The 18,181-nt window shown below is 67.9% G+C and carries 19 protein-coding genes and 1 tRNA gene; 12 read left to right on the top strand and 8 right to left on the bottom strand.

Annotated features, from left to right (window positions below):
• Positions 1-10: 10 nt before the first annotated feature.
• The 7 genes from ACILR4_RS14635 (at position 11) to ACILR4_RS14605 (ending at position 6,292) form a co-directional block, all read left to right on the top strand.
• The gene (locus tag ACILR4_RS14635; RefSeq protein ID WP_395701598.1) at positions 11-757 is read left to right on the top strand and encodes a DsbA family protein; all 747 of its coding nucleotides are present in this window, start codon (positions 11-13) and stop codon (positions 755-757) included.
• Between the two features lie 194 nt (positions 758-951).
• Positions 952-1,446 (top strand): DNA repair protein RadC, encoded by a 495-nt coding sequence (gene radC, locus ACILR4_RS14630; protein ID WP_395701597.1) that lies wholly within the window; start codon positions 952-954, stop codon positions 1,444-1,446.
• Between the two features lie 156 nt (positions 1,447-1,602).
• The gene (locus ACILR4_RS14625; protein WP_395701596.1) at positions 1,603-2,049 is read left to right on the top strand and encodes a TIGR03757 family integrating conjugative element protein; all 447 of its coding nucleotides are present in this window, start codon (positions 1,603-1,605) and stop codon (positions 2,047-2,049) included.
• A complete protein-coding gene (locus tag ACILR4_RS14620) occupies positions 2,046-2,996 on the top strand; it encodes a TIGR03756 family integrating conjugative element protein (RefSeq protein ID WP_395701595.1) in 951 nt (316 codons plus the stop codon). The genes ACILR4_RS14625 and ACILR4_RS14620 overlap by 4 nt, the downstream gene beginning before the upstream one ends.
• A 9-nt stretch (positions 2,997-3,005) precedes the next feature.
• Entirely contained in the window at positions 3,006-4,409 is a 1,404-nt protein-coding gene (locus tag ACILR4_RS14615; protein ID WP_395701594.1) for an integrating conjugative element protein, read from the top strand.
• Positions 4,406-4,759, top strand: coding sequence for a hypothetical protein (locus tag ACILR4_RS14610; protein WP_006411722.1), 354 nt, complete (start codon positions 4,406-4,408; stop codon positions 4,757-4,759). Before ACILR4_RS14615 ends, ACILR4_RS14610 begins: the two co-directional genes overlap by 4 nt.
• 15 nt (positions 4,760-4,774) lie before the next feature.
• A complete protein-coding gene (locus tag ACILR4_RS14605; protein ID WP_395701593.1) occupies positions 4,775-6,292 on the top strand; it encodes a conjugal transfer protein TraG N-terminal domain-containing protein in 1,518 nt (505 codons plus the stop codon).
• Positions 6,293-6,297: 5 nt separating this feature from the next.
• Here ACILR4_RS14605 and ACILR4_RS14600 read toward each other — a convergent pair whose 3' ends face one another.
• The 3 genes from ACILR4_RS14600 to ACILR4_RS14590 all read right to left on the bottom strand — a co-directional run bounded on the left by ACILR4_RS14600 (position 6,298) and on the right by ACILR4_RS14590 (position 7,537).
• On the bottom strand, positions 6,298-6,669 hold the full coding sequence (locus ACILR4_RS14600; RefSeq protein WP_395701592.1) for a DUF3742 family protein: 372 nt from the start codon (positions 6,667-6,669) through the stop codon (positions 6,298-6,300).
• An 86-nt stretch (positions 6,670-6,755) separates the two neighbouring features.
• Positions 6,756-7,220 carry a type II toxin-antitoxin system YhaV family toxin gene (locus ACILR4_RS14595; protein ID WP_395701591.1) on the bottom strand — a complete coding sequence of 155 codons (465 nt, stop codon included), beginning with the start codon at positions 7,218-7,220 and terminating at the stop codon, positions 6,756-6,758.
• Complete coding sequence (locus tag ACILR4_RS14590; protein WP_003454724.1) at positions 7,220-7,537, bottom strand: type II toxin-antitoxin system PrlF family antitoxin; 318 nt, start codon at positions 7,535-7,537, stop codon at positions 7,220-7,222. Before ACILR4_RS14590 ends, ACILR4_RS14595 begins: the two co-directional genes overlap by 1 nt.
• Before the next feature lie 313 nt (positions 7,538-7,850).
• Between ACILR4_RS14590 and mobH the strand changes: the two genes are divergently transcribed.
• Positions 7,851-9,698 carry a MobH family relaxase gene (gene mobH / locus ACILR4_RS14585; protein ID WP_395701590.1) on the top strand — a complete coding sequence of 616 codons (1,848 nt, stop codon included), beginning with the start codon at positions 7,851-7,853 and terminating at the stop codon, positions 9,696-9,698.
• A gap of 26 nt (positions 9,699-9,724) precedes the next feature.
• Here mobH and ACILR4_RS14580 read toward each other — a convergent pair whose 3' ends face one another.
• The gene (locus ACILR4_RS14580; RefSeq protein ID WP_003454714.1) at positions 9,725-10,030 is read right to left on the bottom strand and encodes a helix-turn-helix domain-containing protein; all 306 of its coding nucleotides are present in this window, start codon (positions 10,028-10,030) and stop codon (positions 9,725-9,727) included.
• Positions 10,031-10,134: 104 nt separating this feature from the next.
• Here ACILR4_RS14580 and ACILR4_RS14575 point away from each other — a divergent pair, with 104 nt between their 5' ends.
• Entirely contained in the window at positions 10,135-10,761 is a 627-nt protein-coding gene (locus tag ACILR4_RS14575; RefSeq protein ID WP_395701589.1) for a substrate-binding domain-containing protein, read from the top strand.
• A gap of 22 nt (positions 10,762-10,783) precedes the next feature.
• Here ACILR4_RS14575 and ACILR4_RS14570 read toward each other — a convergent pair whose 3' ends face one another.
• The 3 genes from ACILR4_RS14570 to dacB form a co-directional block, all read right to left on the bottom strand.
• Positions 10,784-12,637 (bottom strand): tyrosine-type recombinase/integrase, encoded by a 1,854-nt coding sequence (locus tag ACILR4_RS14570; protein WP_395701588.1) that lies wholly within the window; start codon positions 12,635-12,637, stop codon positions 10,784-10,786.
• Between the two features lie 239 nt (positions 12,638-12,876).
• Positions 12,877-12,950, bottom strand: a tRNA-Gly gene (locus ACILR4_RS14565).
• A 26-nt stretch (positions 12,951-12,976) separates the two neighbouring features.
• On the bottom strand, positions 12,977-14,551 hold the full coding sequence (dacB, locus tag ACILR4_RS14560) for a D-alanyl-D-alanine carboxypeptidase/D-alanyl-D-alanine-endopeptidase (RefSeq protein ID WP_395701587.1): 1,575 nt from the start codon (positions 14,549-14,551) through the stop codon (positions 12,977-12,979).
• 96 nt (positions 14,552-14,647) lie between these two features.
• On the opposite strand from dacB, the gene trmB reads away from it, so the two are divergent.
• Complete coding sequence (trmB, locus tag ACILR4_RS14555) at positions 14,648-15,346, top strand: tRNA (guanosine(46)-N7)-methyltransferase TrmB (RefSeq protein ID WP_395701610.1); 699 nt, start codon at positions 14,648-14,650, stop codon at positions 15,344-15,346.
• A 9-nt stretch (positions 15,347-15,355) separates the two neighbouring features.
• On the opposite strand, the gene ACILR4_RS14550 is transcribed toward trmB, so the two are convergent.
• On the bottom strand, positions 15,356-16,180 hold the full coding sequence (locus ACILR4_RS14550; protein WP_395701586.1) for an undecaprenyl-diphosphate phosphatase: 825 nt from the start codon (positions 16,178-16,180) through the stop codon (positions 15,356-15,358).
• Between the two features lie 114 nt (positions 16,181-16,294).
• Between ACILR4_RS14550 and ACILR4_RS14545 the strand changes: the two genes are divergently transcribed.
• Positions 16,295-16,942, top strand: coding sequence for a TetR/AcrR family transcriptional regulator (locus ACILR4_RS14545; RefSeq protein WP_395701585.1), 648 nt, complete (start codon positions 16,295-16,297; stop codon positions 16,940-16,942).
• Positions 16,943-16,987: 45 nt separating this feature from the next.
• Complete coding sequence (locus ACILR4_RS14540) at positions 16,988-18,163, top strand: efflux RND transporter periplasmic adaptor subunit (protein WP_395701584.1); 1,176 nt, start codon at positions 16,988-16,990, stop codon at positions 18,161-18,163.
• Positions 18,164-18,181 lie beyond the last annotated feature (18 nt).

Genomic DNA, 18,181 nt, shown 5'->3' with positions numbered 1-18,181 from the left:
GGAGTCCACGATGCGCATCCCTCGATTCGCGCCGTCCCGCACCGTCCTTATCGTCGCGCTGCTGGTGGCCGCGGCCCTGACCACGGCCGCGTGGCTCGGCCTGCAGCCGCCGTCGCCGCCCGCCGAGCCCGCTTCTCCTTCGGCAGAAGCAACGCCTACGCCGGCAACGGCACCAGCCGGCCCGCCCTGGCGCTATGGCCGCGCCGATGCGCGCTTCACGGTGGTCGAGTACGCCGACCTGGAATGCCCGTTCTGCCGCGCGTACTTCGCGGTGCTCAAGCGCTGGATCGACGCGCACCCTGACGTGAGCTGGCAATGGCATCACCTGCCGTTGCCGTTGCACGAGCCGGCCGCGTCCGCCGATGCGCGCCTGGTGGAGTGCGTCGGCGAGGCCGGCGGCCAGGCGGCGTTCTGGCAGGCCGCCGAGTGGGTCTACACGCACACCCGGGGCGACGGCCAGGGCCTGCCCGAGGGCCTGCGCTATCCCGACCTCACGCCGGCCGCGCAGCAATGCCTCGACAGCGACCGCCCCGATGCGCTGATCCGCGCACAGTCGGCGAGCGCGGCGCAGGAGGGCATCAAGGTCACACCCACGCTGCGCCTGCAGGATCGCCAGTCCGGCAAGACGCTGCTGCTGCACGGCTCGGTCGAAGGAGATGCCTTGCTGTCCGCGATCGACCTGCTGGCGGCCAGTGCAGCGGCCGAGCCCGCATCGAAGGAAATGCCTGCCGAGTCTCTCGGCGACATGCCCAGGTAGCCACGATCTTCAAGGCTACGACGCGGCCTGGCCGCGCTGATCGACCCCGTTCGCTTCGCATCCCTGGACGCGAAAAGCCACTGCGCATGTGGTGGCGGATGCCCGCTCTTCTGCCGCTCGTTCTTCATCGTCCCCCGGAGGGTTTGTCCCTTCCGGGACAGGCGTCCTCCGACTTCATTCCGTGGAGGTTCGCCATGTCCTATGTCGTCGCCGACTCGCGTCCCGAGTCGCTCAGCCTGATCGCCGCCCAGCACGAAGACTGGATCATCCGCCAGGCCATCACCTTGCTGGAACAACGCATCTTCAAGGCCGGCCCGATGCTGAACAGTCCCGCCGCCGTGCGCGACTACCTGCATCTGAAGCTGGTCGCGGAGCCCAACGAGGTCTTCGCCGTCGTGTTCCTCAACTGTCAGCACCAAGTCCTCGCCTACGAGCCGATGTTCAAGGGCACGGTCGATCAAACCTCGGTGTACCCGCGGGTGCTGGTGCAGCGCGCCCTGGCCCTCAACGCCTCGGCGGTCATCCTGGCCCACCAGCATCCATCCGGCATGACCGTGCCTTCGGCCGCCGATCAGGCGCTGACCGACCGGCTCAAAGCCGCCCTGGCGATGGTCGATGTCCGGGTGGTGGATCACTTCATCGTCGGCAAGGGCACGCCGTACTCCTTCGCCGAATCCGGCCTGCTGTAGCGGCGCTGACCGCCTGGTCCCCGCGGGAGCTTCGGCTTCCGCTTTTCTTTCGCCTGTCTGCCCAAAGCGGAGCGCGCGCGGTGCGCATTCCTTGTCGCGGGCGGACTGCCTTCGGCGTTCGACTAGAGCCTTGCTCTCATTCCCAGGATGCCCACTATGACGGCTCCCTTCTTGAAACCCATCCCGCGGCTGCGGGCCACGCGCGTCGCCTGCGCAGGAGGGCTGCTGCTGTGCCTGCTCGGCCAGGACGCATCCGCGGCCGACGTGCTGGTCGTGACCGACAGCCGCCATCCCGTGCAGTCCGCATCCGGCGCGCGCGTGATCGAGCTGGACCTGCCCGAGCGCATCGAGGCCGAACTGGCCGCGGGCCTGCCTGCCGATCCGGGCCGCGCGGCCGCGCTCGTGCAGCAGCGTCTGCGCGACGGCGGCCAGGCGCTGCAGCGCCGCATCGGCAGCGCCTATCAGGGCGTCGCCGATGCTTGGGGCTTGGGGCTGGCCAAGGTGCCCGCCGTGGTGGTCGATCGCCGCTACGTGGTCTACGGCGAGACCGATGTCGCGCGCGCCGTGGCCCGCATCGAATCCCACCGGAGGGCACAGCCATGAACCGTCTGCTGTCCGCGTCATCGCGCCGGGCCCGCCTTGCCATCGCCTCGGTGCTGCTCGGCGGCGCCGCTTCGAGCTTCGCGCTGAACACGGCCACCATCGTGTCCTCGGCCCTGTCGCCCGACTGCCTGGAATACCGCGTCGTCGGCATCTGCTACTGGCTGTTCTGCACGTGGACGGGCTGCACGGTTCGCACCTCGGTGAAGGTGCGCCACTACGTGCCCGACGCCGTGGTATCGAGCTACAGCAACACCGGCGAGAACCCGTGGATCGAAGTGCGCGCCATGAGCATGCCCAACCCCACGGCGCAGGCCGGCGGCGACGGGACGACGAACCACGACAACGAGAACAACCTGGCGAAGTTCAAGAACGCCGACGTGATCGGGCATCCCGGTGGTTCGGTGTTCAGCCAGTTCGCCAGCGCCTCCGGCTACGCCTGCCAGGGCGCGGGCACGGCCTTCATGCCGTACCTGCTGAGCACGCTCGACACGCTGGCCTGGCGCTACAACGTGCCGGAGATGGTGTACCCCGAGGCGCTGATCCCCGGCATGCGCGAGATCGGCGGCCGCACGACGCTGAACCTGTGGGGCAACGTCTATCCGCGCGGGGGCTTCCTGCACCAGACCGACGACTACAAGAGCGGCGCCGTCGTCGCGCAGCGCGCGGGCGATGTCGTCACGCGGCGCATGCAGCCGCACGTCTACCAGCCGCTGCTCGCGAGTTCGAGCGACGGCTACTGGCCGGCCGGCACCCTGGTGGAAAGCGACGCTTCCACCGGCAAGTGGCAGGAGCTGACGCCGGCCCTCTCCAACTCCTGCGCGGTGTTCCCGCACTCAAACACGCGCGTGCAGGCCCAGCAAGGCGACTACGCCTGGGCGCTGTGGCGGCCCTATGCCTGCTGCCAGCGCCGCGGCCAGGTCTTCCTCGGCAGCGTCGATTTCCTCTGAGGTGTTCCCATGAAAGCGTCTCTCTCCCGTTTCGCACAGCGCGCCAGGCCCTACGCGCTCAGCATCGCGCTCGCCTGCGCCGTCACGGCAGCAGCAGGTGTCGCCTGGGCGCAGACCCGCATCAGCCCCACCGGCGTCGGCGTGAGCGGCAGCGTCATCGGCGACGACGTGCTCTACAGCATCGGCGGCGGCCGGGCCGTGTCCATGGGCGGCGCCGGGAACATGCAGAGCATCGGCGTGGGCATCGGCTGGAACAGCAACCTCATCTGCGGCGACATGAGCATCACGACGACGCTGCAGAACCAGTTGAACGGCATCACCAACGGCTTCCAGCAGATCATGAGCAACGTGATCCAGAGCGCGACCAGCGCCGTGGCTTCACTGCCCGCGCTGATCATCCAGCGCGCCGATCCGGGCCTCTACAACCTGCTGACCAACGGCGTGCTGCAAGCGCGGCTCGACTTCGACCGCAGCAAGCTGACCTGCAAGGCGATGGCCAACCGGATGGCGGACATGGCTGGCGGCCAGGCTGGGTGGGACCAGCTCGCCGAAGGCTTCGCGCTGCGCGACGCGGTGAGCAGCACCGACGCGGTGTCGGCCGTGGAGCAGGCCGAATCCAACAAGGGCAACAATGGCGTGCCCTGGGTCGGCGGCGGCAACGCGGGCGGTTCGGGCCAGGGCTCGATCAAGGTGGTCGGCGACGTGACCCGCGCCGGCTACAACCTGCTCAACAGCCGCGGCGTCACGGACACCTCATCCATTCCGCGCGCGTCCTGCGGCAACCGGCTGACCTGCCAAACCTGGTCTTCGCCGCAGGCCGCCGCCGACTTCGCTACCCGCGTGCTCGGCGAGCGCGAGCAGCGTACCTGCGAGACCTGCACCAAGACGCAGACGACGCCCGGCGTCGGCCTCACGCCGGTGATTCAGGAAGAGTACGAGACCAAGCTGCAGGCATTGCAAGGCCTGGTGACGGGCTCGACGCAAATGACGGTGGCGAACCTCGAAGCCGCCGGCAGCAACTCGCTGCCGATCACGCGCGGCGTGATCGAGGCGTTGCGCGATGAGCCCGATCAAGACCTGCTGGGCAAGCGCCTGGCGTCCGAGGCCGCGCTGTCGAGCGTGCTGGAGAAGGCCCTGCTGTTGCAGCGCACGCTGCTGACCGGCAAGAAGGAGCCGAACGTCGCCGCCAACGAGTTGGCCGTGAAGGCGGTCGATCAGGAGAACACGGCGCTGGAGCAGGAGATCAACAACCTCAAGACCGAGCTGGAGCTGCGGCGCACGCTGGCCGCCAATTCGGCGATGGCGATCGTGCAGCGCCACGGCACTCGCGCTGCGGGCTCGCGCGGCATCTTCGAGGGCGACACGACGCGCGACCGGCTCAAGGAAGTGCAGAAGCCGCGGAGCGGGCCATGACCAGCCGGGCCTGGCTGCGGCCGGCATGGCTGCTCGGCCGCCGCGTCGGCATCGTGCTGCTGTGGGTGCTGCTGGTGGCGGGCATCGCGGTCGGTGTGAACGTCGTCGGCCTCCATGTCGTCGGCAGCATCGACGGCTGGGAGCAATGGCTGCGGGAGCACTCGGGCCACTTCCTCGTCTGGCGGCTGCTGCTCTACGCAGCGACGGCCTACGGCTGGTGGTGGATGCGTCGGCGCCTGCGCGAACGTGAGCCGTCGGCCGAGACCCATCAGCGCCTGCTGCGCGTCGAGATCGCGGCCGTCGCCACCCTCGTGCTGCTCGAAGGCAGCCAGCTACTGCGCAATGGCTGAGCCCCGGAGAACGCCATGACGCTCAACACAACGGACTACCTGGAGTATTACCTGACCCTGGTCGGGTGGATCGTCAGCAACGGCATCTGGAACATCCTCGTGGCCAGCGGCGTGTTCGCGCTGCCGTTCGTGGTCATGGTGGTGCAGGAATGGCTGCGCGCGCGGGCCGAAGGCGCGGACGAGGGCAACAAGGGGGTGCTGTCCTCGATGCGCATCGAGAACCGCGTGTGGGTGGCGATCGTCGTCATCCTGTTCGCCGGCATCCCCTTCATTCCGGTCGACCTCAGCACCATCAAGTTCGACACGACGCGCTCCGCGCAATGTCAGGTCAGCGTCCCGCAGCCCACCGACACGGGCTGGTCGAACGCCTACACCACGCTCAACAACCAGAGTGCGCTGGTGCCGGTGTGGTGGTTCTTCATGCACGCTATCTCGAAGGCGGTGACGGGCGGCGCCGTGGCGGCGATCCCCTGCGGGACGGATCTGCGTCAGATGCGCATGGACGTGGATGCCACGCGCATCGATGACCCGGTGCTGGCCCAGGAGGTTGGCGACTTCGTGCATGACTGCTACGGCCCCTCGCGTGCCAAGCTGTTCATGTCTCGGCCCACGCTCTCCGACGAGCAGATGAACGACGTGACCTGGATCGGTTCGAGCTACTTCCTGAACAACGCGGGCTTCTACGACACCTACCACTCCAACACGCCGCGCACGGCCTGGCCCTACGACGCGACGCGCGATGCGGGGCTGGCCCAGGTGGATAGCGGCGGGGGCTACCCCACGTGCCGGCAGTGGTGGTCAGATGGCGGCAGCGGCCTGCGCGCGCACCTGCTGGCCCAGGTGGATCCCGACCTGCTGACGCGCATCGGCCGCTGGGCGGGCTTCCTGTCGCAGGGCGAGGTGAACGACTCGGTGATCCGCGCCGTGGTCTCTCCGCGGCAGCAGAAGATGAACCAGGGCTCGGTCTATACGGACTACGGCGGCCAGATCGAGAAGACGCTGCCCAACGTCGTGACGCGCGGCGCCGGCGACCTGGGGCTGACCATGGGCTCGCTGGGCTTCTTCCCGGCGATGGACGTGGTGCGCCAAGCGCTGCCGATGGTGCTGTCGCTGCTCAAGATGGCGCTGGTGATCTGCATCCCGCTGGTGCTGGTCTTCGGCACCTACGAGCTGAAGGCGCTGGTCGCCGTGAGCTGCGTGCAGTTCGCGCTGTTCTTCGTGGACTTCTGGTTCCAGCTCGCGCGCTGGCTCGACAGCACGATCCTCGACGCGCTCTACGGCTGGGGGTTCGGCGCGAACCGGCCGCACAGCAACTTCGATCCGCTGATCGGCCTGAACAACGCCTTCGGCGACATGCTGCTGAACTTCGTCATGGCGACGATGTTCATCGTGCTGCCTACCTTCTGGGTGGCTGCGCTGGGCTGGGTGGGCGTGCGCGCGGGAACGGCAATTCAAGGGCTGGCGGCAGGAACCAGGGACGCCCAAGCCGCTGGCGGCAGGGGTGCGGGTGTCGCTATGAAAGCAGCGAAGTAACGCCTCTAGGCTTGCTCGTCTTCTGGATCGTGGGGGTCGATCCGGTAGTCGTCATGGGTGTAGAGGCCGTACCCGGCAGGGCCGTATCGCCATTCCGGCTTGTGTTCCTCGTCGTAGCTCCCATCGTCGTTGCGGACTACCCAGGCGCCGACCAGCGCGAACGCAAGCAACAGCGCCAGCCAGAACGCGGTGTAGAGCAGGACACCGATCGCAGCGAGCTTGACGGCCAGCAGCGCGGCCTTGGCAATGCCAGGCGCCCATCCCCGCGCGAGCAGCCAGCCCTGCGCCCGCCAATCCAGACGCGCGCAGCTTCGCCACGCCCGGCCCAGTGTCCGGCCGAGACGTTCTGCGAAGGTGGTCTGTGCGGCGGTCTTCATGGTGGCTACCTCATGTTCATCCTGTCGTGTGGCTGTGATCCCTGTCCATATCGCGATTGAATCCTGTGCAGTTCTTCAACCGCGGCCTAGCCTTTGTCCGTTGCTCGCCAGTCGGCCTTGCTTGCGGCCACCAGCGCCGCCCAATCGTCCGGCGGGTTGCCGCGGCCCAACATCTTCTCGAACACCGCATAGGGGTCGGACTTGCTGCCCGCCGACCGCAAGGTCTGCTCGTCGTTGACCCAGGCGAACACGATCGCCTTGGCCTTGGAGTCGTAGCGGAAGAACAGTCGGAACCGCCGACCGATCTTCGCGCGCCGCCAGTGCCGGTAGGCCGGCCCCAAGGTGTTGCCCTGGCGGAATTCGTCGCGCGCGGGATCGCTCGGCACGGCATCCATGATCAACTGGCTCAACGCCCGGAACAGCTTGACGTTGGCGTTGCTCTCGAACCCCTGCGGGTCGTTCTGTTCGGCCCGTTCCGCGGCCGCGTGCAGCTTGCGCAACTGCTCGATCACGCCCTCGTGGAACAGGAGCATCCAGCCGTGCCGCTGCATCAGAGCGCCACTTCGCCTTCGATGTCTTCATCGAGGTTCACCGCGTGGTGCGCGTTGGCCAGCATGGCCCGCGCCAGATCGTCCGGCAGGGACTGGACGTGTCGCCCGGCCCGGATGTCCGCTTCCAGCAGCCCCAGGAAAGCGCCGATGGCCGGGTCTTCATGGTCGGCGTCGGCGCGGGTTACGACGACTTCGCCGCCGCGCAGGTCGAACGCCACTTTGCCGCCGGTGTCCACGCCCAGCGCCTGCCGGATGGACTTGGGCAGCGTGATCTGACCCTTGGAGGTCAGCGTCGCGACTTCGTGGATTTCGGGCATGGCGGCACTCCTGATGGCAATGCCTGAATGGTAAGGAAATTTCCTTACCTTGTCAATCTGGGTGTGCATGGTGCTCCGTCCGGTCGATGAAACGGCTCCATCGTAGGGGCGGCACAGCCAGCCTTCCCGTATCAATCCGACTTGGGCCAAACCCGCATTGGTTGTGGTCTGGCAGGCGTCGTTGCCCTATATCCAAAGGTTTCCGTAAAGGCCAAAGGGCTGGGGAAGGGGCAAGGGAATGGGGCCAAGGGGAAAGGCCCTACCCGAAAAGGCCAAAAGGCTCTCCCGACCGGCCCGCCGTCCGGGGTTCGCCATGCTCTCGCTGTTCCAACGCAAACGGGTGCCGCCCGCCGCCAGTGCGCCGACGCCCAAACCTTCCGCCGAGCCCGGCAAAGGGCTGATGCGGCCGGAGCCGGCCGCATCGCTGCTGGCGACACCCCGCCGGCAGAAGCTGCTGGAGCACATCTGGCAGCGCACCTCGCTCTCGCGCCGGCAGTTCGCCACGCTATACCTCGCCCCGCTGGAACGCTACGCCGAGTTGGTCCAGCAATTTCCCGCGTCGGAGGCCCATCACCACGCCTATCCGGGCGGCATGCTGGACCACGGCCTGGAGATCGTCGCCTACGCGCTCAAGCTGCGGCAGTCGCATCTGCTGCCCGCCGGCGCCACGCCGGAGGCGCAAGCCGCCCAGGCCGAGGCCTGGACGGCCGGCACCGCCTACGCGGCGCTGTTGCACGACATCGGCAAGATCGCGGTCGACCTGCACGTCGAGTACGCGGACGGCACGGTCTGGCACCCCTGGCACGGCCCGCTGCGGCGGCCGTACCGCTTCCGCTACCGCAGGGAGCGCGAATATCGGCTGCACAGCGCCGCCACCGGGCTGCTCTACGCCCGGCTGCTCGATCCCGGCATCTTCGACTGGCTCGCCGGCTATCCCGACCTCTGGGCCGCGCTGCTGTACGTGCTGGCCGGCCAGTACGAGCACGCCGGCATGCTCGGCGAACTGGTCGTGCAAGCGGACCAGGCATCGGTCGCCCAGGAACTCGGCGGCGATCCCAGCAAGGCCCTGGCAGCACCCCGGCACGCATTGCAGCGCAAGCTGCTCGATGGCCTGCGCTACCTCCTGAAGGAAGAGTTCAAGCTGAACCAGCCCCAGGCCTCGGATGGCTGGCTGACCCAGGACGCGCTCTGGCTGGTGAGCAAGACCGTCTCGGACAAACTGCGCGCGCATCTGCTGTCTCAGGGCATCGACGGCATCCCGGCCAACAACACGGCGGTGTTCAACGTGCTGCAGGATCACGGTTTCGCCTTGGCCACGCCAGACGGCAAGGCGATCTGGAAGGCCACCGTCACCAGCGATGCCGGCTGGTCGCACAGCTTCACCTTTTTGAAGCTGTCTCCGGCCATGGTCTGGGATGCGGCAGACCGGCCGGCACCGTTCGCGGGTCGCGTACAGGCCGACGCGGAACAAGGGGTGCCGACGCCACAGGCACCGGCAGCCGAAGCGCCGGGCCTGGAAAGCGCCGATACCGTGCCACCGAGCACCGCGCCGACCGCGCCCGTGCCCGCCGACAACGGCGTGGCTGCGTTGCTCGATCTGCTGAGTGACACGGCCCCACCCGTAGCGCCGGAGCCCCCGAGCGACCCCGAGCCGGCCTCGCCACCGTCGCCTACGGTGCTGCCGCAGGTGAGCCCCGCGCCATCTCGGGATCGGCCGGAGCCTTCCGGCGAGCATTTCATGGCCTGGCTGCGTCAGGGCATCCAGACGCACAAGCTCATCATCAACGACGCCAAAGCCCTGGTGCATAGCGTCGCGGGAACGGCCTACCTGGTGAGCCCCGGCGTCTTCCAGCGGTATGCGCAAGAACATCTGCAAATTGCCGCACTGGCGAAACCGGAGAACCTGGAGGGATGGCAGTGGGTGCAGAAGCGTTTTGAGAAACTGAGCCTGCACCGCAAGCAAGCCAGCGGGTTGAATATCTGGACCTGCGAAGTCACGGGGCCGCGCAAATCCAGGCGACTGCACGGCTACCTGTTGAGCGCTCCCGAAGCGCTGTTCCAGGAAATGCCTCCGGACAATCCATACCTGCGCCTCCTCACCGAGGCCGTAAAGCGCGAAAATTCAGCCGCCGGTAATAAGAACGACAACGAACAGGGGTAGACAAGGGGCCACGGCGCGGGCCGGCTTCAGTCCGCAGACTTGGGCGGAGCCGTCTCTGCCAGCTTGGCTTCAGTCAGCGCCATCAAGTGGGCAGAACTGCATTTCAGCGCACGGGCGATTTTGAGAATGAGGGGGAGCGTGGGGACATGCTCGCCACGCTCGATCTTTCCCATGTGCGAACGCTCGATTCCTGACAGATGGGCCAGCGTTTCCTGGGCGATGCCTTGACTGGTTCTTTCTTCGCGCACGGAGGCCCCAAACGCGATGGCTGGTTCCGCTTCGTAGGTTGTTGTGCCGGTGGGCCGGCCTCTCTGAATCGAACGCTTTTGCATTGCCAAAAGCGTCGAGGATTGACACGATATAAACCACGTTAAACTTAACTCACGAGAAGCGACTTCATCGGTCGTCGCGAGTTCACTGCCTGGGGGAACTGGACGTGAAATCGAGCGATGCCTCCACTGAAATCCGGGTGGCTGTGCTCGGCGAGTGGGTGCCTTCACCGCTTGCCGACTTGCTGGCGTTACAGCGCGCCGAAGAGCCAGAAACCGCCACTGCTTTGATCGGATGCAGTGCCACGGCGCAGGCGCAGGAACTGCCGCACGATAACTTTGACCTAGCCCTGTCCACAGCCGCCTGGGAGTGGCCGGGCTGGGTGTGCGAACCGTTGTGGCATGACACGCTGGCGGTCGCCGTCGCCAAGCGCTCGCACCTGCTGTCCTACCGTGAAGTGCCTCGCCAAGAACTGCTCAAGCAGCCGTTGATCTGCGCGCAGTCAACGGCCGACGAGCCGTGGCGCGCGGTGGCGCAGCGCCTGTTCGAGGACGAGCTGCAGGGCCGCGAGCAGGTGGTCAGCACCTTCGACATGGCCATGACGCTCGTTGCAGCGGGCTACGGCATCGCCTTTGCGCCTGTCGCAAGGCTGGCCAGCTACCTGTGCCGAGGCATCGCCGCGCGGCCGCTGGCCGGCTCACCGGCCATCGTGATGGCCTATCTGCTGCGTCCCTGCACGTCCTTGACCGAGCCCCAGGAGCGATTCGCGCGCCGCGCCCGTTCCGTGTCCTGATGAGGGGCGCAGCGCAAGGCTGCTATGCGAACCCCACCACCTTCTCCTGATCCCACTCGCTTGCCTTCACGCTCGTGACCACGGCCATGATGATCTTGTCGAGATTGTTGGCGGTGGCGCCCTCCAGGGCCGAGCGGCCGCGCAGCATCGCACGCGGCTGCAGCAGCGCGTGGTAAATCTGCCAAGGGTCCGCGCCCCGGCTCAGCTTCATGACGGACTGGACCAGCTCGTGTTTGAGCGGGTCGAGGTGCCAGTCCGGCACCCGCTGGCCGCGGTTTCCCAGGTTCAGTGCCAGCAGGTTGCCCGCCTTGATCTCGTAGCTGATCCACCGGCGCGACTTGCCCGCCATCTTGGCGAACTCGACGACCGGAAGGTTGTGCGGCGACTCGAAAACATCGACGAGTTCCATCCGCTTGCGTTGAACGTCGGACAGTGGCTGCTCCATCACCGAGCGCGGCGCCGTGACCGCCGGCAGCCGCTGCGCCGCAGCTGACACCAGCGGCATCGCATCGCCAGGCTTGGTCACGAGCAGGATCGGCGTCGTCGCCGCCCTGGGCGGTGCGCTGTCAGCGGGATCGCCCCCGATGGCGGGCACGCCTTCCAGGTGAATGGTGAGCGGCATGCTCGCCGCTTCGACCATGTTCTGCTCAAAGAGGTCGAGGCGGTCGGCCCAATCCTGCATCATGCGGCGGCGCTGCTCCACGTACTCGGCGTGGTTGTACGTGCTGCTGACCTTGTTGGGATCGACGTGGGAGAGTTGCGCGTCCACCCAGGCTTTCGGATAGCCGAACTCGTTGAGCGCGGTGGACATCGTGGCCCGGATGCCGTGCCCGGTCAGCAGGTCACGGTAGCCCATGCGCTTGAGCGCGCCGTTGAGGGTGTTCTCGCTCATGCGCTTCTTCAGGTCGTTGTCGTGCCGGAGCAGATAGCGCTGGGCCGGCTTGAACTCCTCCAGCATGTGCCGGACGATCTCGACGGCCTGCACCGACAGCGGCACGATGTACGGTGGAATGTCCTGCGGCCGCTGGCGCTTCCTGCGCATGTCCACCTGCAACTGTTTCACGACGTCGGGCGGGATGATCCACAACCCCTTGTCGAGGTCGAACTGATCGGGCGTCGCCAGCCGCAACTCGCCCGTGCGCACGCCGGTCAGGCACAGCAGCCGCAATCCAAGCTGGGTGCGCAGCCTGCCGCGGTACTTGCGCAGCCGCTGCAACAGTTTCGGCAGATCCTCCATGCGCAGGAACGGGTTGTGGTTCACCGGCGGCAACGGCACGGCGACCACATCGAGGTCGGACGCCGGGTTTTGCTCCAGCCCCGGCACGATCACCAGCGCGTAGCGAAACAAGTGGTTCAACCACGTCCTGACCTTCTCGGCGACGGAGAGCGCCTTGCGCTTCTCGATCTTGGCGATCACGTCCAAGAGGTCGGAGCGCTTGATCTCGTAGATCGAGCGCTTGCCCAGGTAGGGCAGTACATCCTTGTCGAAGACGCGCGGGAGGATGGAGTGCGTGGTCTGCCGGCCCTTCTTGAGGCTGAGCGCACGATGGGCAAACCACTTCCTGTAGATGACCTCGAAGGTGTGCTCGCCGGCGAGCTTGACCGCGGCGCGCTTCTGCTTGCGGTGAACACGGGGGTTGATGCTCTTGGCCACCAAGGCGCGCGCCTCGTCGCGCAGCGCGCGGGCTTCGAGCAGCGATACCTCGGGATAGGTGCCGAACGACATCCGCTTGGGCTCCTTGAGCCAGTAGTAGCGGAAGTGCCAGGTCTTGCCTCCCGTCGCTGCAACAGCGAGGGAGAGGCCCAACGTGTCGGGGAGGGTGTAGTCCTTGCCGGTGGCTTTGGCGCGTCGAACGGCCAGGTCGGAAAGTGCCATGCTTCTAGCTCCTGAACGTGAGTCAGGAACTCGATGCTGGTCACATCACCTGCGCGCCTCTACAAACAATCCGGAAGCGGTCGTGCCCGCAAAAATGGACACAATCATGGACATAAAAGTCCTGGCTTCAGGCGGATTTCCGTGGATGACAGCATAACATCAAAGAGAGAGAAAACCGTTGCGTGACAACGACTTGCAGACTCCCTTGGATTTCAGCGGACCTCCGCAGAAAGATGCAGTGGAGCGGGTGAAGGGAATCGAACCCTCGTATGAAGCTTGGGAAGCTGCCGTTCTACCATTGAACTACACCCGCCACGCGGCAACGATTATCACCAAAGTTCAGCCGTTGCGCGCCACCCATTCGATCAGGCCGTCCAGGCTGGGCAGCGCACGCGTGGCCTCGGGATGGTTGACCAGCGCGGCCACCGCATAGGTCTTGCCGCTGCCGGCCTTCACGTAGCCGGCCAGTGCGCGGGTGTCGAGCAAGGTGCCGGTCTTCAGGAAGGCCGCGCCGGTGGCCCGCCCATTCGTCATGCGGTGCGCCAGCGTGCCGTCAACGCCCGCGATGGGCAGCGAATCGATGAAGGCCTGCGCCTGCTGCGAGGCCCAGGCATTGCGCAGCAGCTGCACCATCGCGCGCGGCTTGCCGCGCTCGGCCCGCGACAGGCCGGAGCCGGTTTCGAGCGCGATGTCGCCCGGCTGCAGGCCCTGGCGGCGCAACCAGCTGTCGACACGCTGCCGCGCCTCGGCCATCGTCGCCGCCCGCGAAGGGAAGCCGCGCACCAGCGACAGCATCAGGTTGCGCGCCGCCATGTTGTCGCTGGTCTTGTTGATCTCGCGGATCACCTGCGGCAAGGGTTCCGACAGGTGCACCGAGAACGGCAGCTGCGGCTCGCCGTCGGGCCCGTTCGGCAGCAGCTGATCGCGGTCGGGCGCACGCTTGTCCAGCACCTTGCCGCGCAGCTTGCCGCCGGCCTCGCGCCACAGGCCCTCGACCGCGCGCACGGTGAACTCTTCATGCGACATCGGCGCCAGCACGATCTCGCGCGAGCCGCAGCCGGCGCCCCACTGGCCGCGCACCGCCAGCACCTGCGTGCCGGGTTCCGACCTGGCCGGCGCCGAGGCCGGATGCGCCCACACCGCGCAACCGCCGGCCCCCAGGTCGCTCACCACCTTCACGCCCGCCAGCGGCGGTATCAGGCTGACCACCGGCTTGCCGCGCGCACCGGCCTGCACCACCACCTGCAACTGCCCTTCGTCGAGCGTCAAGGCGTCGGGACGCGAATGGTGCGGCCGGTCGATGGCCGGCGGCGGCGTGTTGGCGAAATCGTCGTCGCGCAGGCGGAACGCGAAGCGGTCGAGCACGATGTTGCCCCACACCTCGCGCAGGCCCTGCTGCTGCATGCGCAGGAACCAGGCCTGCAGGTCGGCGCTGCGCAGGCGCGCGTCGCCGCCGCCGACGATCAGCAGGTCGCCGAGCAGCCGGCCATTGGTGAGCACCCCGTTGGTGAAGGCATAGGTGCGCCAGCGGTAGTTGGCGCCCAGCAGATCGAGCGCGGCCAGCGCCGTCACCACCTTGGCGGTGGAAGCCAGCTGGTAGGGCAGCTCGGCGTTCAGCGCGGCCAGCAGGCGGCTGCGGCCCTCCACCTCCTGCACCTGCACGCCGATGCAATGCGCCGGCAGGCCGCTGCCGGCCAGCACCGGGCGCAGCGGCGCCGGCACGGCGCTCCAGTCCACCGGGCCGGGGCCGGAGGCCGGTCGGGCAGGCGGGGCCGCAGCGGCCTTCGCTGCGGTCGACGGCACGGGCTTGGCGCTGGCCCCTGCATCGAGCCCGAGGCCCAGGCCCACACAGGCCGCCGCCGCGCGCAGGCAGCGCCGGCGCTGGGCATCGATGTCGGCAGTGGGGTCGGACACGGGGCTTCGGGCAGAATCTCGCACCCTGCCAAGCCTAGTGCCCCGATGCGCGCAGCATCAATGGAACAAAGGCATATGCCCTCCCCAGTTGAATCGATGACCGCCGACTCGCCAGACGACGCGGCGCCGCCGCGCCGCCCCATTCGCAGTTTCGTTCTGCGTGGCGGCCGCCTCGGGCCCGGCCAGCAGCGCGCGCTGCAGCAGCTCGGCCCGCGCTTCCTGCTGCCGTACCAGCCGCAGCCGTTCGATGCGACGGCCACCTTCGGCCGCGCGGCGCCGCTGGTGCTGGAGATCGGCTTCGGCATGGGCGACGCCACCGCGCAGATTGCCGCGGCCCAGCCGCAGACCGACTTCCTGGCGGTGGAGGTGCACGAGGCCGGCGTCGGCGCGCTGCTGAAGCTGATCGGCGAACGCGGGCTGGAGAACATCCGCATCGTGCAGCACGATGCGGTGGAGGTGCTGCACAACATGCTGGCGCCCGATGCGCTGGCCGGCGTGCACATCTTCTTTCCCGACCCCTGGCACAAGAAGCGGCACCACAAGCGTCGGCTGATCCAGCCGCCACTGGTGGCGCTGCTGGCCTCCCGGCTGCGCCCGGGCGGCTACCTGCACTGCGCCACCGACTGGCAGGACTACGCGGTGCAGATGCTCGAGGTGCTGGGCGCCGAGCCGCTGCTGCAGAACACGGCCGACGGCTATGCGCCGCGGCCCGAGCACCGTCCGCTGACCAAGTTCGAAGCCCGCGGCCAGCGCCTGGGCCACGGCGTGTGGGACCTGGTGTTCAGGCGGCGCTGAGCCTGGAGCTCAGTCGGCCCAGACGACCCAGCCCGTGAAATACGTGAGCAGCACCAGCCCGCCGAAGGCGATGCGGTACCAGGCGAACGGCGTGAAGGTGTGCGTCGCGATGTAGCGCAGCAGCCAGCGCACGCACAGCCATGCGAACAGGAACGAGAACAGAAAGCCGACCGCGAACATCGGCACATCGGCCACCGAGAGGTTGCCGCGCTCCTTGTAGAGGCTGTACACACCGGCACCGATCAGCGTCGGGATCGCGAGGAAGAAGCTGAACTCGGTGGCCACCTGGCGCGACAGGCCCAGCAGCATGCCGCCGATGATCGTGGCGCCCGAGCGGCTGGTGCCGGGAATCATGCCCAGGCACTGCACCAGCCCGACCTTCAGCGCGTCCAGCGGCGTCATCGCATCGACCGACAGGATGCGCGCACTGCGCTGCTCGCGCCGTTCGGCCCACAGGATGATCAGGCCGCCGACGATGAACGAGGTGGCCACCACCGGCCCGTTGAACAGGTGCGCCTTGATGGTCTTGTAGACCAGCACGCCCAGCACCGCGGCCGGCAGGAAGCCGATCAGGACGTTGACGACGAAGCGTCGCGCCGCTGCGCTGCTGCCCAGGCCGCCGGCCACGTTGGCCAGGCGCTGCCAGTACACCAGCACCACCGCGAGGATCGCACCGGTCTGGATTGCGATGTCGAAGACCTTCGCCTTCGCATCGGCCAGGCCCAGCAGCGAGCCGGCCAGGATCAGGTGGCCGGTCGACGAGATCGGCAGGAACTCGGTCAGGCCCTCGACCACGCCCATGATCGCGGCCTTGATCAGCAATACCAGGTCCACCGTACTCCTCTCGGCCTTGCGCCAGCGCAAAGCCGCGGATCATAGCGGCGCAGGGTGACCGGTTGACCGCTGGCGGTCGCAGCCGGTACATTACTGACCAGTCAGTCAGTAACCATGAACGCACCCGATCCTTCCCTCCGCCGCCGCCGCAAGGAAGCGCGGCCGCAAGAGCTGCTGGACGCGGCGCTGTCGCTGTTCGTCGAGAAGGGCTTCGCGGCCTCCCGCGCCGAAGAGGTGGCGGCGCGCGCCGGCGTGTCCAAGGGCACGCTGTACCTGTACTTCCCCAGCAAGGAAGAGCTGCTGAAGGCGGTGATCGCGCATTGCCTGTCCGAGCGCATCGCCGAAGGCGCCGCCAAGGCGGCCGATTTCACCGGCCCGGCCGCCGACCTGCTGCGCGACCTGCTGGCGCAATGGTGGGAACACGCGTACGACAGCCCGGCCGGAGCCGTCTTCAAACTGGTGATGACCGAGGTGCGCAACTTTCCGGACATCGCCGAGTTCTACGTGCACGAGGTGATCGGCCCGGCCCAGCAATTGCTGGCCAGCATCCTGCAGCGCGGCATCGACAACGGCGAATTCCGCGAGGTCGACCTGGGTGTCGCGGTGCATTCGCTGGTGCTGCCGCTGATCATGGTCTGCGTCCACAAGTATTCGATCGGCGCCTGCCAGGTGGAGGGCGCGTGGCCCTTCGATGGCCGCGCCTTCATCCGCCAGCACATCGAGCTGGTGCTGCAGGGCCTGCTGCGGCCGGCCGCTGCCTGATGGCGCTTTCGCCCACCGCTGCTGTCCTGCCCGCTTTCGACCACCATGACCTCACGTTCACTTCGCTGGCTGTTGGCGCTCGTCGCGCTGTCGCTGCTCGGCTTTGGCATTGCCCGCGCGATCCAGACGCGCAAGGCGGCGTCCGCGGCCATTCCGTTGGCCGCTTCCAGTGCGGTGTCGCAGATCGAGCTGGCGCCGCAGGACCTGATCACCGTGTCGCGCCAGCCCCTGGCGCGCGGCATCGAGGTCTCGGGCAGCCTGAAGGCCGTGAATTCCGCGGTCGTCAAGGCCAAGGTCGCGGCCGAACTGCAGTCCCTGCGGGTGCGTGAAGGCGACGCCGTGCGACCCGGCCAGGTGCTGGCGCAGCTGGACACCACCGAATTCGACTGGAAGCTGCGCCAGGCCGAGCAGCAGGCCGCCGCCGCGAAATCGCAGCTCGAGATCGCGCAGCGCCAGCTCGCCAACAACAAGGCGCTGGTGGCCCAGGGCTTCATCTCGCCGACCGCGCTGGAGACCTCCATCTCCACCGAAAGCGGCGCGCAGGCCACGCTGCAGGCTGCCATCGCCGCGGTGGAACTGGCGCGCAAGGCGCGTGCCGATGCCACCGTGGTGGCGCCGATCGGCGGCATGGTGTCGCAGCGGCTGGCGCAGGCCGGCGAGCGGGTGGCGGTGGATGCCAAGCTGATCGAGATCGTCGATCTCTCGCAGCTGGAAGTCGAGGCCGCGATCCCGCCCGAAGATGCCGCGTCGCTGCGCGTGGGCAACCCGGCGCGCCTGATGGTCGATGGCAGCAGCGAGCCGCAGACGGCGAAGGTGGTGCGCATCAACCCCAGCGCGCAGGCCGGCTCGCGCGTGGTGCCGGCCTACCTGGCGGTGCAGCCGCACCCCAGCCTGCGCCAGGGCCTGTTCGTGCGCGGCTGGGTCGAGCTGGAGCGGCATGACGCGCTGGTGATCCCGACCTCCGCGCTGCGCACCGACCAGGCCCGGCCCTATGCCATCCGCGTGGCCGCGGGGCGCACCGAGCGCCGCGTGCTGCAGCTGGGCGCCCGCGGCCGGATCGACGGCACCGAGGTGGTCGAGGTGCTGGGCGGCCTGGTCGAGGGCGACCAGGTGCTCGGCGCCGCCGCCGGCCTGGTGGCCAGCGGCGTCACGGTGCGCATGGCCGCCACGGCACCGGCCGCCGGCACCACCGCGGCCTCCAGCGCCGCGGCCTCCCGATAACTCACAAGGCGAGCGGCC

Origin of the sequence: Aquabacterium sp. (assembly GCF_044226965.1) — a bacterium.
In the GTDB taxonomy this organism is placed as follows: Bacteria; Pseudomonadota; Gammaproteobacteria; order Burkholderiales; family Burkholderiaceae_C; genus Pseudaquabacterium.
The sequence above is the reverse complement of the archived record's forward strand: the minus strand, read 5'-3'. Positions and strand labels throughout refer to the sequence as shown.

Coding starts and splice junctions, on each gene's coding strand:
- ACILR4_RS14545 (WP_395701585.1), top strand. CDS start 16,295: ATGAACGCACCCGATCCTTCCCTCCGCCGCCGCCGCAAGGAAGCGCGG.
- ACILR4_RS14615 (WP_395701594.1), top strand. CDS start 3,006: ATGAAAGCGTCTCTCTCCCGTTTCGCACAGCGCGCCAGGCCCTACGCG.
- ACILR4_RS14590 (WP_003454724.1), bottom strand. CDS start 7,537: ATGCCCGAAATCCACGAAGTCGCGACGCTGACCTCCAAGGGTCAGATC.
- ACILR4_RS14620 (WP_395701595.1), top strand. CDS start 2,046: ATGAACCGTCTGCTGTCCGCGTCATCGCGCCGGGCCCGCCTTGCCATC.
- ACILR4_RS14635 (WP_395701598.1), top strand. CDS start 11: ATGCGCATCCCTCGATTCGCGCCGTCCCGCACCGTCCTTATCGTCGCG.
- trmB (WP_395701610.1), top strand. CDS start 14,648: ATGACCGCCGACTCGCCAGACGACGCGGCGCCGCCGCGCCGCCCCATT.
- ACILR4_RS14540 (WP_395701584.1), top strand. CDS start 16,988: ATGACCTCACGTTCACTTCGCTGGCTGTTGGCGCTCGTCGCGCTGTCG.
- ACILR4_RS14600 (WP_395701592.1), bottom strand. CDS start 6,669: ATGAAGACCGCCGCACAGACCACCTTCGCAGAACGTCTCGGCCGGACA.
- ACILR4_RS14605 (WP_395701593.1), top strand. CDS start 4,775: ATGACGCTCAACACAACGGACTACCTGGAGTATTACCTGACCCTGGTC.
- ACILR4_RS14580 (WP_003454714.1), bottom strand. CDS start 10,030: ATGCAAAAGCGTTCGATTCAGAGAGGCCGGCCCACCGGCACAACAACC.
- ACILR4_RS14570 (WP_395701588.1), bottom strand. CDS start 12,637: ATGGCACTTTCCGACCTGGCCGTTCGACGCGCCAAAGCCACCGGCAAG.
- radC (WP_395701597.1), top strand. CDS start 952: ATGTCCTATGTCGTCGCCGACTCGCGTCCCGAGTCGCTCAGCCTGATC.
- ACILR4_RS14595 (WP_395701591.1), bottom strand. CDS start 7,220: ATGCAGCGGCACGGCTGGATGCTCCTGTTCCACGAGGGCGTGATCGAG.
- mobH (WP_395701590.1), top strand. CDS start 7,851: ATGCTCTCGCTGTTCCAACGCAAACGGGTGCCGCCCGCCGCCAGTGCG.
- ACILR4_RS14610 (WP_006411722.1), top strand. CDS start 4,406: ATGACCAGCCGGGCCTGGCTGCGGCCGGCATGGCTGCTCGGCCGCCGC.
- ACILR4_RS14625 (WP_395701596.1), top strand. CDS start 1,603: ATGACGGCTCCCTTCTTGAAACCCATCCCGCGGCTGCGGGCCACGCGC.